11 protein-coding genes and 1 pseudogene are annotated in these 14,266 nt (G+C 67.0%); 2 read left to right on the top strand and 10 right to left on the bottom strand.

The genetic code is table 11. From position 1 onward, the window contains the following. Positions 1 to 29: 29 nt before the first annotated feature. From AB3K92_RS07695 to glcD, 7 genes are all read right to left on the bottom strand, one after another. On the bottom strand, positions 30 to 1,412 hold the full coding sequence (locus AB3K92_RS07695; protein ID WP_369464760.1) for a cache domain-containing protein: 1,383 nt from the start codon (positions 1,410 to 1,412) through the stop codon (positions 30 to 32). A gap of 147 nt (positions 1,413 to 1,559) precedes the next feature. After that, positions 1,560 to 3,122: a sensor domain-containing diguanylate cyclase gene (locus AB3K92_RS07690; protein ID WP_042976319.1), complete on the bottom strand. Its 1,563-nt coding sequence runs from the start codon at positions 3,120 to 3,122 to the stop codon at positions 1,560 to 1,562. A 576-nt stretch (positions 3,123 to 3,698) separates the two neighbouring features. Beyond that, positions 3,699 to 5,873 carry a malate synthase G gene (locus tag AB3K92_RS07685; protein WP_059651479.1) on the bottom strand — a complete coding sequence of 725 codons (2,175 nt, stop codon included), beginning with the start codon at positions 5,871 to 5,873 and terminating at the stop codon, positions 3,699 to 3,701. A 42-nt stretch (positions 5,874 to 5,915) separates the two neighbouring features. Then, positions 5,916 to 6,320: a heme-binding protein gene (locus AB3K92_RS07680; RefSeq protein ID WP_369464759.1), complete on the bottom strand. Its 405-nt coding sequence runs from the start codon at positions 6,318 to 6,320 to the stop codon at positions 5,916 to 5,918. 20 nt (positions 6,321 to 6,340) lie between these two features. Further along, on the bottom strand, positions 6,341 to 7,561 hold the full coding sequence (gene glcF / locus AB3K92_RS07675; protein WP_124922992.1) for a glycolate oxidase subunit GlcF: 1,221 nt from the start codon (positions 7,559 to 7,561) through the stop codon (positions 6,341 to 6,343). 24 nt (positions 7,562 to 7,585) lie between these two features. Beyond that, positions 7,586 to 8,662 (bottom strand): glycolate oxidase subunit GlcE, encoded by a 1,077-nt coding sequence (glcE, locus tag AB3K92_RS07670; protein WP_059708715.1) that lies wholly within the window; start codon positions 8,660 to 8,662, stop codon positions 7,586 to 7,588. After that, entirely contained in the window at positions 8,662 to 10,161 is a 1,500-nt protein-coding gene (glcD, locus tag AB3K92_RS07665) for a glycolate oxidase subunit GlcD (protein WP_369464758.1), read from the bottom strand. The genes glcE and glcD overlap by 1 nt, the downstream gene beginning before the upstream one ends. A gap of 232 nt (positions 10,162 to 10,393) precedes the next feature. Between glcD and glcC the strand changes: the two genes are divergently transcribed. Continuing rightward, positions 10,394 to 11,164, top strand: coding sequence for a transcriptional regulator GlcC (gene glcC / locus AB3K92_RS07660; RefSeq protein WP_136470103.1), 771 nt, complete (start codon positions 10,394 to 10,396; stop codon positions 11,162 to 11,164). Positions 11,165 to 11,439: 275 nt separating this feature from the next. Beyond that, positions 11,440 to 11,880, top strand: a pseudogene (locus tag AB3K92_RS07655) (DUF6306 domain-containing protein); the annotation flags it as partial. Between the two features lie 178 nt (positions 11,881 to 12,058). Here the strand turns inward: AB3K92_RS07655 and AB3K92_RS07650 are convergent. The 3 genes from AB3K92_RS07650 to AB3K92_RS07640 all read right to left on the bottom strand — a co-directional run bounded on the left by AB3K92_RS07650 (position 12,059) and on the right by AB3K92_RS07640 (position 14,257). Beyond that, on the bottom strand, positions 12,059 to 12,484 hold the full coding sequence (locus AB3K92_RS07650) for a lipocalin-like domain-containing protein (RefSeq protein WP_048023950.1): 426 nt from the start codon (positions 12,482 to 12,484) through the stop codon (positions 12,059 to 12,061). Between the two features lie 52 nt (positions 12,485 to 12,536). After that, positions 12,537 to 13,031, bottom strand: a complete 495-nt coding sequence (locus tag AB3K92_RS07645) for a DUF2867 domain-containing protein (RefSeq protein WP_081068676.1) — start codon at positions 13,029 to 13,031, stop codon at positions 12,537 to 12,539. A gap of 374 nt (positions 13,032 to 13,405) precedes the next feature. Beyond that, the gene (locus AB3K92_RS07640) at positions 13,406 to 14,257 is read right to left on the bottom strand and encodes a carbohydrate ABC transporter permease (protein ID WP_369464757.1); all 852 of its coding nucleotides are present in this window, start codon (positions 14,255 to 14,257) and stop codon (positions 13,406 to 13,408) included. Positions 14,258 to 14,266 lie beyond the last annotated feature (9 nt).

Raw genomic sequence — 14,266 nt, 5'->3', positions numbered from 1 at the left:
AAAGGTCTCCTGTTGTGGGGGGGGCGTCGTCACGCGTCGCTGCGCAGCGGCACGCGCGCGGCGACGATCGTGTGGCCGACCTGCGACGTGATCGTCAGCGTGCCGCCGAGCGCGTCGAGGCGCTCGCGCATGTTGCGCAGGCCGATGCCGTGGCGCACGTCGGCCTGCGAGCGTTCGGCGTCGAAGCCGCAGCCGTTGTCGGCGATGGTCAGCGTGACGGATTGCGCGCCGACGTCGAGCGTGACGGCCGCGCGCGACGCCCGCGCATGATGCACGATGTTGCTCAACGCTTCCTGCGCGATCCGGAACAGCGCGGTGTTGACCGCCGCGGGCAGCGGCCGGGCGCCGCTGTGTGCGACCTGCGTATAACCGATGTCGACGCCGCTTTCGGCGCCGAGCTCGCGCACCAGTTGCTCGAGCGCCGCCGCGAGGCCGAGATCGTCGAGCATCGCGGGGCGCAGCGCATGCGAGATGCGCCGCACTTCACGCAGCGTGTCGCCGAGCCGCACGACGCCCGAGGTCAGCGCCTGCTCGGCCTCGGGCATGCGCGCGGTACCGCGTTCGAAGCGCGCGAGCGCGGATTCGAGCATCAGCTTCGCCGATACCATCATCTGGCTGATCCCGTCATGCAGCTCGCGTGACAGCCGCGCCCGCTCCTGCTCCTGCGATTCGACGACGCGCTGCGCGAGCAGCTTGAGCTTCGCGTCGGCACTGCGCGACTCGCTGACGTTCAGCACCAGCGCGCACACGGCGATCGCGGCGGCACCCGTGAGCGCGATCGCGGTGAGCCAGCTCATCGTGCGCTCGATGTTCGCGGACGCGCGCGCGTCGATGCGTTGCAGCGCGGTGTCGACGTCGTCGAGATAGATGCCGGTGCCGACCATCCAGCCCCAGCGTTCGAGCGCGATGACGTAGCCCAGCTTCGGCGCGACGCGGCCCGTCGACGGCCGTTGCCACGCGTAGCGCACGTAGCCGCCGCCGCTCGACGCCGCGCCGATCAGCTTCTGGATCGTCAGCGCGCCCTGCGGGTCGCGCATCGACCAGTAGTTGTGGCCGACCCGCTCGGGCTCGCGCGGATGCATCAGGGAATTGCCGTGCAGGTCGTACACGAAGAAATAACCGTCCGGGCCGAAATCCATCTTCTGCAGCATCGCGAGCGCCTGCGTGCGCAGCAGCGCGTCGTCGCGCGCGTTACGGCCGCTCGCGTCGTAGAGCGGCATGATCGCGCTCGTCGCGAGCTCGACGTAGTGCTTGAGCTCGACCTCCTTGCTCGACAGGTACGCGGCCTGGATCGTCCCATGCTGCGTGCGCGCGAGGGACGTCGCCTGCTGGCGCACGCCGAAACCGATGCCGGCGATCGCGAGCAGGAACGGCACGATGGCCAGAAGGAAGATCTTTGCCTTGAGTCTCATGGTGGTGCGAAGCGGCCGCGACCCGCGCGGGCCGGCCGGGCCAGGCAGCCGCGGGGCGGCGTGTCGAGGCGATATTGTCGGCGATTTTGCGCGCGGGCGGCGACAGTGGCCGGCCAGCCGCCCTGCCGTCGCCCGGCGGTGGCCCGTTCAGGCCCGCCGCGCCGCGAGGCCGCCGGAGGGGGCCGCGAGCACGACGATGCGGTTGCGCCCGCCTTCCTTCGCGCGATACAGCGCGTCGTCGGCCAGCTTCAGCGCGGCCTGCATGTCGTCGTCGTGTTCCGGATAGCTCGTCGTCACGCCGATGCTCACCGTCAGGCGGCCGGTCGCCCCGGCGTCGTGCCGGATGCCGAGATCGAGGACGCCGGTGCGGATCGTCTCGGCGATCGACGCCGCGCCGTCCGTGTCGACGTCGGGCAGCACGACGACGAACTCTTCGCCGCCGTAGCGCGCCGCGTAGTCGGCCGGGCGGCGCAGGCAGCCGGCGATGCAGTGGCCGACCGCGGCGAGCGCGTCGTCGCCGGCCTGGTGCCCTTGGGTGTCGTTGTAGCGCTTGAAGTAGTCGACGTCGATGAACAGCAGCGACAGCGCGTGCTGCGAGCGCGCGGCCCGGCGCCATTCGCGTGCGAGCGTGACGTCGAGCATGCGGCGGTTGTCGAGGCCCGTGAGGCCGTCGGTGCGCGCGAGCGCCTGCAGTTCGGTTTCCGCGCGGTGGCGCTTGCGCAGCTGCACGTCGAGCAGCAGCGACAGGCCGACGAAGCCGATCGCGAGCGCGACCATCGCCGAGCCGATCGGAATCGCACGGTCGTACCACGCGGCGTAGGTATCCGCTTCCGAGCGCGCGACCATGATGATGAGCGGCAGGTGCTCGAGATGCCGGAACACGTACAGGCGGCGCACGCCGTCGATCGACGCGGTATCGGCGAAGCTGCCTTCGTTGGCGGTCATGAAGCGCCGGAACGTGCTGGCGCGGCTGATGTCACGGCCGACGATCTTCGGGTCGTACGGCTCGCGCGCGAGCATCTTGCCGTCGGTGTTGATCAGCGCGATCGAGCCGCGATCGCCGAGCGACAGCCGCGAGAACAGGTTCTGGAAATATTCGAGCCGGATCGACATCACGGCGGCGCCGCCGAACGAGCCGTCGGGCTTCGTGATCCGCCGGCTGAGCGCGATGCTCGGCGAGCCGCCGCGCAAGCGCGAATGATACGGGGGGCTGACGTACAGGCCGACGTCGGGATGGTCGCGGTGCACCGCGAAGTACGGCTCGTCGCCGAAGTTGGCCTTGCGCGGCACGTCGCTCTTGCCGTCGACCGCGATGTCGCCCTTCGCGTCGAGCACGTAGATGCCGCCGAGGTACTTGGCCGTCGTCGCACGGTCGAACAGCACCTGGCGGCGCAGCGGCATCGGCAGCTTGACGACATCCGGGTCGTTCGCGCCTTCGACGACGGCCTGCAGCGACAGCGAGTAGATCTCGATGTTGCGCTCGATGTCCCACGACGCCATCAGCGCGAGATTCTGCTGCATCGAGATCGAGCGGTCGCGCGCGTCGATGCGGCCTTCGTACAGCACGATCCCGCACAGGGACAGCAGGAGCAGCGCGATCAGCAGCCCGGTATAGAAGATCAGGTGCGGCAGCAGGAGCCGGCGCAGATGTGCGGCGACACGGCTCGTCAGGCCGGATTCGCTGGGCACTGCGTAATCGGTTTCTGCCATGGTCCGTGGATCGATGGGCATTGCCGCCGGGCGGCGGGCCGATGCAATTGTTCGTATGACGTGGCGGCGGCGATCCGCCACGCGTCCATTCGACGCCTTTCTGCCGGCCGGCGAGAAAATGGACACTGATTACCGGGAATCGCGGCCAGATATACCGGTAAATCGCGCATTTACTGGTGACATCTACGCCGATTCAACGATCCGACGAATCGGCAGTGTGAATTCAACGGAGTATAACGCGCGCGTTCGCGCGCGCGAAAAATGTTGCGGGCCGTTGATCCGGATCAAGTTTCAGTGAATTCCCGGGCTTGCGAATATCCGGCAAAGCGTTCCGGCGCAAGGCTGTACGGCATGAGCGGCGAAACCGCCGCGCGCGCGGCCGCCGATTCCATCGGGTTAACGGCAGGCGAGTAAAAAAATGAAGGTATCGATATGCGCCGATTATTCGTTTCAACAGCCGGGCGAACGCGAAAATGAAAACGGGCGGCCGTTGCGGCCGCCCGTTTCGTGAAGCCGGCTTACTGGCTTCCGGCGTACGGGCTCCCGGCACGCCGGAAACCCGCCGCACGGCCGTGCTTATCCGCCGTGCTGTTGCGCCTTGAACGCGAGCCGGAACCGGTGCAGCAGCGGCTCGGTATAACCGCTCGGCTGCGACGTGCCCTGCAGCGCGAGCGCGCATGCGGCCTTGAACGCGGTCGACTGGTCGTAGCCGGGCGCCATCGGGCGATAGTTCGGGTCGCCGGCGTTCTGCTGGTCGACGACGCGCGCCATCCGCTTGAACACGTCGAGCACGAACGCCTCGGTGATCACGCCGTGGCGCAGCCAGTTCGCGATGTGCTGGCTCGAAATGCGCAGCGTCGCGCGGTCTTCCATCAGGCCGACGTCGTGGATGTCGGGCACCTTCGAGCAGCCGACGCCCTGTTCGACCCAGCGCACGACGTAGCCGAGGATGCCCTGCGCGTTGTTCTCGACTTCGCTCAGGATCTCGGCTTCGCTCCACTCGGCACGCTCGACGACCGGCACGGTCAGCAGCCCTTCGAGCAGCGTGTCGCGTTCGCTCGCGTACGGCGTCTTCTCGAGTTCCTGCTGGACGGCCTGCACGTCGACGAGGTGGTAGTGCAGCGCGTGCAGCGTCGCGGCGGTCGGCGACGGCACCCACGCGGTGTTCGCGCCGGCGCGCGGATGCGCGATCTTCTGCTCGAGCATCGCGTGCATCAGGTCGGGCATCGCCCACATGCCCTTGCCGATCTGCGCGCGGCCGCGCAGGCCGGCCGACAGGCCCGCGAGCACGTTGTTGCGCTCGTACGCCTGGATCCATGCCGACGATTTCATGTCGCCCTTGCGGATCATCGGGCCCGCTTCCATCGCGGTGTGCATCTCGTCGCCGGTGCGGTCGAGGAAGCCGGTGTTGATGAACGCGACGCGTGCGGCGGCGGCGGCGATACACGCGGCGAGGTTCACGCTGGTGCGTCGCTCCTCGTCCATGATGCCCATCTTCAGCGTGTTGCGCGGCAGGTTGTACAGATCCTCGATGCGCGCGAACAGCGTATCGGCGAATGCGACTTCGACCGGGCCGTGCATCTTCGGCTTCACGATGTAGATCGAGCCGGTGCGCGAGTTGCGCTTCGCCTTCAGGTCGTGCAGCGAGCACAGCACCGTGACGACGCCGTCGAGGATCCCTTCCGGAATCTCGTTGCCGTCGCGGTCGAGCACCGCGCCGTTGGTCATCAGGTGGCCGACGTTGCGCACGAACAGCAGCGAGCGGCCGTGCAGCGACAGCGTGCCGCCGTCGGGCGTCGTGTACTCGCGGTCGGCGTTCAGGCGGCGCGTGAAGGTCTTGCCGCCCTTCGCGACTTCCTCGACCAGCGTGCCCTGCATCAGGCCGAGCCAGTTGCGGTAGAGCTGGACCTTGTCGTCGGCGTCCACCGCCGCGACCGAATCCTCGCAGTCGATGATCGTGCTGACCGCGGCTTCGAGCACGATGTCCTTCACGTTCGCGAGATCGGCGCGGCCGATCGGCGTCGATGCGTCGATCTGGATCTCGAGGTGCAGGCCGTTGTGCTTCAGCAGGATCGCGGACGGCGCGTCGGCCGCGCCCTGGTAGCCGACGAACTGCGCCGGCTGCGCGAGGCCGACGATCCCCTTGGCGGTTTCGACGGCAAGCTGGCCGTCCTGCACGCGGTAGCGCAGCGCGTCGCGGTGCGAGCCACTTGCGAGCGGCGCCGCGTTGTCGAGCACGTTGCGCGCGTAGTCGATCACGCGCTGGCCGCGCGTCGGGTTGTAGGCGGTGGTGCGTTCGGCGCCGCCGTCTTCCGGCAGTGCGTCGGTGCCGTACAGCGCGTCGTACAGGCTGCCCCAGCGGGCGTTCGCGGCGTTCAGCGCATAACGCGCGTTCGACAGCGGCACGACGAGCTGCGGGCCGGCCTGCGTCGCGATCTCGCTGTCGACGTTCGCGGTGGCTGCCGCGACGTTCGACGGGACCGGCACGAGGTAGCCGATTTGTTCGAGGAATGCGCGATACGCGGCGTGGTCGCGCACCGGGCCGGGGTGCGCGCGGTGCCAGGTGTCGAGTTCCTGCTGCAGGCGGTCGCGTTCCGCGAGCAGCTCGCGGTTGCGCGGCGCCAGGTCGTGTACCAGGGCCGAGAAACCGCTCCAGAACGCGGCCTTGTCGATGCCGGTGCCCGGCAACGCTTCGTTTTCAATGAACTGGCTCAGCGCTGGCGCGACTTGCAGTCCTGCTTGGTCGATCATCGTTAATCCTCCCGGGGAAAAATGCGCGCGCGGTTTGGCTGGTTATGTCGCGACGCTTTGTGTGCCGGCGCGGGCAATCTGCGCGTCCTGTTCGGACTTTACGCCAGACACGCCGATCGCGCCCGCGATCCGGTCACCGACCGTGACCGGCACGCCGCCTTCGAGCAACCCCGTCAGCGGCGCGCTGAGAAACGCGGTGCGGCCACCGTTGATCATATCCTCATACGCCTTCGTCTCGCGCCGGCCGAGCGCCGCCGCGCGCGCCTTGTCCTGCGCGATACAGGCGCTGGCCGGCGATGCGCCGTCCAGGCGTGCAAACGCGAGCAGGTGGCCGCCGTCGTCGACGACGGCGATCGACACGGCCCAGCCGTGGCGTTCCGCTTCCGCGCGGGCCGCGGCAAGCATGCGGTCGGCATCGGCCAGTTCGAGTTCGGGTTTCGTCTGCATGGAGATCCTCCGGAATCAGGTCAGTTGACGAGATGGTTGTCGACGAGCTCGATCCAGTGGCGCACCGGCGTGCGGCCTGCGCCGTTCAGGTGAGTCTGGCAGCCTACGTTGGCGGTGACAATCAGGTCCGGGTGTGCGGCTTCGAGCGCATCGAGCTTGTTGTCGCGCAGCGTCGTCGCGAGTTCGGGCTGCGTCAGCGAATACGTGCCGGCCGAACCGCAGCACAGATGGCCGTCGGCAACATTCGTCAGATCGAAGCCGAGCCGCGTCAGGATGTTTTCCACCGCGCCGCCGAGCCGCTGCGCGTGCTGCAGCGTGCACGGGCAATGAACCGCGATGCGGCGCGGCGTCGATTCGGCCAGCGCGTCGAGCGGCTCGGCCGCGATCACTTCCGCGAGGTCGCGCGCGAGCGCGCTGACGCGCCGCGCTTTCTCCGCGTAGACGGGGTCGGAGCGCAGCAGGTCGCCGTATTCCTTCACGAACGCGCCGCAGCCGCTTGCCGTCAGCACGATCGCTTCCGCGCCCGCTTCGATCGCGGGCCACCATGCGTCGATGTTGCGGCGTGCGCGGGCGAGGCCGGCATCCTGCGCGTTCAGGTGATATTCGGTCGCGCCGCAGCAGCCGGCCTCGCGCGCCGGGCTCACGCTGATGCCGAGCCGGTCGAGCACGCGCGCGGCGGCCGCATTGGTGTTCGGCGACAGCGACGGCTGCACGCAGCCCTCGAGCATCAGCACGCGCCGCGCGTGGCGCACGGGCGGGCGCGGCGCGGCCGCGGGCACGGCGGCCGGGATCTTGTCCCGCAGCGTGCCGGGCAGCAGCGGGCGCAGCGCGCGGCCGGCCTTCAGCAACGCGGCGAACGTCGCCGGGCGCGGCACGACGTGCCGCAGCCCCGCGCGCAGCAGGCGCTCGCGCGCGGGCCGCTGCGCACGTTTTTCGGCTTCCGCGCGGCCGATGTCGAGCAGCGTGTGATAACGCACGCCGGACGGGCAGGTCGTCTCGCAGTTGCGGCACGTCAGGCAGCGGTCGAGATGCCGCTGCGTGCGTTCGCCGCACGGCTCGCCTTCGAGCAGCTGCTTGATCAGGTAGATGCGCCCGCGCGGCCCGTCGAGCTCGTTGCCGAGCACCTGGTAGGTCGGGCAGGTCGCATTGCAGAAGCCGCAGTGCACGCACGCGCGCAGGATCGCTTCCGCTTCGTCGGCCCGGGCGAGGGCCTTGCTTGCTTCGCTGAGATTGGTTTGCATCGGCGGGTCGGGATCGGGGTCGCGTCAGAAATCGGCGTACAGGCGGCCGGGATTGAAAATCGCATGCGGGTCGAGCTGTGCCTTGAGCTGGCGGTGCACGCGCAGCAACGCGGGCGGCAGCGGCTGGAACGGCTCGTGCGTCGTGCCCGGCGTGAAGCAGGTCGCGTGGCCGCCCCATTGCGCGGCGAGGCGCTGCACGTCGGCCGGTGCGGCGTCGCTTTTCAGCCAGCGCTGCGCGCCGCCCCAGTCGGCCAGCAGCGCGCCGGGCAGGGCGTCGAGCGGCGCGGCGGCCGGCACCGACACGCGCCACAGCGGGCGCGGGTCGTCGAAGAACGGCAGCGCAAGGTCGCGCAGCCGTACCCAGAACGCATCGTCATGGTCGTCCATGGCGTTGCCGCCGATCGTGTCGCGCGCGGCCTTCACCGAGCCCTCGCCGCCTTCGATCCGCACGCGCAGCACGCCGTCCGCGTGGCAGGCGCCCGCGAGCGGCAGCCCCGCGCGCCGCCATGCGGCGACGCGCTGCACGGCTTCGTCCACGGCGAGCGGCAACGCGAGATCGCACGTCGCACGGGGCTTCGGCAGCACCTTCAGCGACACCTCGGTCACGACGCCGAGACAGCCGAAGCTGCCCGCGAGCAACCGCGACACGTCGTAGCCCGCGACGTTCTTCATCACCTCGCCGCCGAAGCGCAGGTGTTTCGCGTGGCCGGTGATCACGCGGCAGCCGAGCACGAAGTCGCGTACCGCGCCGGCCCACGGGCGGCGCGGGCCCGACAGCGCCGCCGCGACCATGCCGCCGACCGTGGCCGCGCCGCCGAACGACGGCGGCTCGCACGGCAGCATCTGGCCGGCCGAATCGAGCATCGCCTCGAGGTCGGCGAGCGGCGTGCCCGCGCGCGCGGTGACGACGAGTTCGGTCGGGTCATAGGACACGACGCCGCGATGCGTGCGCACGTCGAGCGTGCGGCCTTCGACGGGGCGGCCGAGGAACGCCTTGGTACCGGCGCCGCGAATGTGCAGCGGCTGGCGGTCGTGGATCGCCGCGTCGACCTGGGCGACGAGTGCCGCGCTGTCGTCGATCGATTCGATTTCGCGTCGCATCAGAAACGCTCCAGTTCGGGAAACGGCAGCTTGCCGTGATGGACGTGCATCGCGCCGAATTCGGCGCAGCGGTGCAGCGTCGGGATGTTCTTGCCGGGATTGAGCAGGCCCTGCGGATCGAAGGCGGCCTTCACCGCGTGGAAGAACGCGATTTCGTCGGCGTTGAACTGCACGCACATCTGGTTGATCTTCTCGCGCCCGACGCCGTGCTCGCCGGTGATGCTGCCGCCCGCCGCGACGCACAGCTCGAGGATCTTTCCACCCAGCGCTTCCGCGCGGTCGAGTTCGCCGGGGCGGTTTGCGTCGAACAGGATCAGCGGGTGCATGTTGCCGTCGCCCGCGTGGAACACGTTCGCGACCGGCAGCCCGTATTCGGCGGACAGTGCGGCGATTCCTTCGAGCACGCGCGGCAGCTCGCGGCGCGGGATCGTGCCGTCCATGCAGTAGTAGTCGGGCGACATGCGGCCGACCGCCGGGAACGCGTTCTTGCGGCCGGCCCAGAAGCGCTGGCGCTCCGCCTCGTCGCGCGCGACACGGATCTCCGATGCACCGGCATCGCGCAGCAGCGTGGCGACGCGTTCGGCATCTTCGTCGACGTCGGTGGGCGAGCCGTCGAGTTCGCACAGCAGGATCGCCTGCGCGTCGACCGGATAACCCGCGTGGATGAAATCCTCGGCCGCGCGGATCGCGAGGTTGTCCATCATCTCGAGGCCGCCGGGGATCACGCCCGCGCCGATGATCCGCGCGACGGCGGCACCGGCTTCGGCGACGTCGTCGAAGCTCGCCATCAGCACCTTCACGCTCGGCGGCTTCGGCAGCAGCTTCACGGTCACTTCGGCGACGATGCCGAGCATCCCTTCCGAGCCGGTGAACAATGCGAGCAGGTCGAAGCCGGGTGCGTCGAGCGCGTCGGCGCCGAGCGTGAGCGTATCGCCGTCGATCGTCAGGATCTCGATCTTCAGGATGTTGTGCACGGTGAGCCCGTATTTCAGGCAGTGCACGCCACCCGCGTTTTCGGCGACGTTGCCGCCGATCGAGCACGCGATCTGCGACGACGGATCGGGCGCGTAGTAGAGGCCGTGCGGTGCGGCTGCCTGCGAGATCGCGAGGTTGCGCACGCCGGGCTGCACGCGCGCGACGCCGGCATCGGGGTCGATGTCGAGAATCCGGTTGAACTTCGCCATCACGAGCAGGAGGCCTTTTTCGAGCGGCATCGCGCCCCCCGACAGCCCGGTTCCCGCGCCGCGCGCGACCACCGGCACGCCGAGCGCGGCGGCGACGCGCAGCACCGCGCGCACCTGCTCGACCGTGTCGGGCAGCACGACCGCGAGCGGTACCGTGCGATAGGCGGCGAGGCCGTCGCATTCGAACGGCTTGAGCGCTTCGCGCTCATGCAGCACGTCGAGGCCGGGCGCCGCCGCGTGCAGTGCGGCGACGAGTGTGTCGCGGCCGACGGTCGCCAGCGGGCCGTCGATCCGTTCGTCGTAGGTGAAACTCATCGTGTGTCTCCGTCTCCACTCTCTTCACCATGCGGGCGGCCGCGGGATGCGCGACGCGCCGGATGGACGGCATTCTTGGCGGCCGGCCGGTGGGTGTCCATACGTCGCGGGCGTGGTCATACCAGTTTTTCGAGACGTGCCGTGAAGGCGGGGTGGGTCTTGACGTAAAAGCCAATCACGGCATGGGTTTATGAGAAAATCGGCGACATCCGTCCAAAGTGGTCATACCAGTATGGAAATGCATGATCGACAAGCGCCGGCGCGCAATGTCGCCGATGTCGTCGCCGAGCGGATCGAGCAATTGATCGTCGACGGCGTGCTGAAGGCCGGGCAGGCATTGCCGTCCGAACGGCGGCTGACCGAGAAGCTCGGCGTGTCGCGCACGGCCGTGCGCGAAGGGATGAAGTTGCTGCGCGCGCGCGGGATCATCGAGACGACGCACGGCAAGGGCTCGTTCGTCGCGAGCCTGACCCCGCAGCGCGAAGTCTCGCCGATGATGCACCTGCTCGGCTCGCAGCCGCGCACGCTGTACGACCTGTTCGAAGTGCGCGGGATGCTTGAGACGGAGGCCGCGCGGCTGGCGGCGCTGCGCGGAACGTCCGCCGATTTCATCCTGATCAAGCGTCGTTATGACGAGATGACCGCGGCCGATGCGCAGGATCTCGACCCGGCCGCGCGCGCGAAGCTCGATCACGCGTTTCATCTCGCGATTTGCGAGGCGTCGCATAACCCGGTGCTCGTGAATACGTTGCAGTCGCTGACGGATCTGCTGCTGAGTTCGGTGTTTGCGTCGGTGAACAACCTCTATCACCGCGAGCCGTTGAAGAAGCAGATCGATCGCCAGCATGCACGGCTCTATAACGCGGTGACCGGGCGGCTGCCCGAGCAGGCGCGCAAGGCGGCGAGCGAGCATATCCGCCAGTGCGTCGAATATCTGAGGGAGATCGAGCAGGAGGAGCAGCGGCTCGTGCGGTCGACGTTGCGGCTTGAAGGGTGGACTTGATCCCGGCGGTGCGTTGCGGCTTGTCTTGACGGGCATCACGCGCGGCGGGTCGTCTGGCAACGCGTGTCACATGGTTATGTCAGACTGTCAGCCATTCTTCGTGTGGCCTCCTGTCGTTTGCCGTGATGCGTGACGCTGTCGCGTGAGCCGTGCGTGACGGAACCACGCCGGACGAACCGGTGCGCCACGCTTCCCGAAACGGAGGACATCGCATGTCGAACCGGATCCACGATGACGGGCACGACGCCTGCCCCGCCAATGCAACGGACGAATCCGCCGATGCGCAGCGCGACGCGCTGGTCGCGTTGCTGAACGAACTGCTGGAAGCCGAGCGTGCCGGCGCGCGGGTGGCGTCGGAGACGGCGACGGAAATCGACGATCCCGAACTTCATCGGCTCGTGGCCGGCATTCGGCAGGATGAGGCGCACGGGTGTGCGGTGCTGGTCGACGCGATTCGATCGCTCGATGCGACGCCGACGCATGCTACCGGGGCGTTTTATGAACAGGCGATGGCGATTGACGGTCTGGCGGAGCGGCTCGCGTTTCTGAATCGGGGCCAGCGCTGGGTCGTGCGGAAGTTGCAGGCGTTGCTGCCGACGCTTGTGCAGCCGGATATGCACCATGCACTCACGCAGATGCTCGTGTCGCATGAGAAGAACATCGGATCGGTCGATGTGCAGTTGCGCACCAAGGGCAGCGAAACGGGGGCGGCGTAACGGCGGTGGCCTGAAGAAACGGTCATCGCGGATTTTCGTCGATGCTGCTTTTCGACCCGACGCGGCTCAAAAGGCCGCCACCATGCGGTCATGCAAAGGCGGCTGCCTGTCTGCCAGACTCACCGTCGAATGATGACCCGCAAGCTGGCGACTGGTTGCGAACTCGGCGTAACGAAGATTACTCGCGTCTAAAACCGAGAATCCCCCTTCCTATTGGATTTCCAGGTACCAACGGATTCGGCATCCAGGCGGTGCTGACTTCGAGTGCGTCTCCATCAAGCCTGTAGAACCGTTCCTGCTCAGTGCCATTCCAGGCTTCATTCCAGGATGCGTCAATCTTGGTGATGAACCTATCCCCGTCTATCCGATACCGACCGGTGTAGGACATCACGGTGCGGAACAGTGCCGCCAGTTTCTCATCGGTATTCCCTGGCTCCCGCGCCTTCGCGGTGACCAGTACCATCATTCGCCCATCAGGGTCGAAAATAAGGTAGCCATTGGGGTCGGCGCCCCACGGTTGAGTACGCTCCTTCGAATCCTGAAACTCAGTATCAAAAGAAACCAATCGCCAGCAACCGTGGAGCCTGGTGTCGCGCTCAGACATCTTCCCTCCTGTATTCATTCACCGGGATGTCCCTGGCTGTCGGATTCAGGGGCTATGCGCTCAGATTGACCGCCCGTTGCAGCATCGTGCGCGACAGGAGCTTATGAAACGGCATGATGACAGACAAGTAGCCTTTTCCAAGGCGATTGTTGATTTTGACCAAGGTTGAAATCGTCACTTCCGATCCCTTCAGCCCCGGTTGGATGCCAATCCAGATCCGAAAATCCAGATGCTTGTCGTTACCGCCGACGACGACTTCATCATTCGTACTCGAAATGATTGGAAAAACGTCGATTTTTCCCAGCCCACGATCGCTGAAATCAATACTCGCCCTTAGTCCGAACGGCGCCACGATTCCGTTACGCAAGGCCATCAGGCATCGGACGGCGTGCGGCGGATCCGCGAACGCGGCGCGCGCCGCTTGTTCGGCGTCGGCGTAGGTTCGATCTGCCTGGCCGGAATACGCATCGGCGAAATCAACGCGCGCCAGCCCTGATGCACAAATTGCCGCCGCCGGCGTGGGAATCGGCAAGACCTTGTTTGTCATGATTATCCAGGCTGAAATTCACAATGTAATGGGTGAGGCAATTGTTGCGGGATAAACGCGCGCACCGACTCGACTCTGCACAACAATGCCGTAACCGCATGCATCCGGATCAGAACAGCTTGCCGACAAAGCCTTCCTTTTTGCGTGGCGAGTGGCGTCCTGAATATCACGGTTTAATTCGGCGGCTTTTACTTGCTTCTCAGTATTCGGTATTGTCGCCGATTCGACGAGTGCAGTCGATTGTCCGATCCTGGCCGAATGCAGGCGGCTCGTACTGCGTATCTCGCTACACCCTGGCAGCAAAAAAAAGCCCGCCGAAGCGGGCAACCTCTCGATGCAGAGGGGGAGATACGAATACGCAGGGCTGCGCGCGTTCAGCCTTTGGTCGCTCCAAACGTCAGCCCCGCCACAAAATGCTTCTGCATCGCGAAGAACATCGCGACGGACGGCAACGCCGCCAGGATCGACCCGGCCGACACGAGGTTCCACGACGTCGTCCATTGTCCCTTCAACGCGGCGACCCCTGCCGTGATCGGCGCGGCCTCATCCCCTTGCGTGAGACACAGCGCCCAGAAGTAGTCATTCCACACGAACGTAAACACAAGAATCGCCAAGGCAGCCAGCGCAGGCCGGATCAACGGCAACACGATCCGCCAGAACACCGTCCATTCCCCCGCTCCTTCGATCCGCGCCGCCTCGATCAGCTCGAACGGCAACTGCTTGATGAAGTTGCGCAGGAACAGCGTGCAGAACCCCGTCTGGAACGCGACATGAAACAGGATCAGCGCCTCGACCGTATTGAATACACCGAGCCGCAGCGACAAGTCCCGCACCGGAATCATCAGCACCTGCACCGGCACGAAATTACCCGCGACGAACGTGCCGAACAGCGCCGTGCTCCCGCGAAACCTGTAGGTCGCAAGCGCAAAGCCCGCCATCGCCGCGAGCGCGATCGAGCCAAGCACGGACGGCACCGTGATCTGCACGCTGTTCCAGAAGTAATGCAGCATCGGCGACGTGGTCAGCGCATCGCGATAGTTCTCGATCATCGAGAAGTGCCGCGGCCAGCCCCAGTAGTGGCCTTCGACGAGTTCCTCGGTCGAGCGCACCGACGTGACGAACACGGCGATCATCGGCAGCAGCCAGATCACGAGCGCGACGGGCAGCGACAGCTTGTACAGCCGGCGCGAAACCGGCTTCCATTGGGCAACGGGTGTCGGAAACATGATGAAGGC

The sequence above is a fragment of the Burkholderia sp. Bmkn7 genome (genome assembly GCF_041103175.1).
GTDB lineage: Bacteria > Pseudomonadota > Gammaproteobacteria > Burkholderiales > Burkholderiaceae > Burkholderia > Burkholderia cepacia.
Note: the sequence above shows the minus strand (reverse complement) of the source record. Positions and strands in the feature narration are given on the sequence as shown.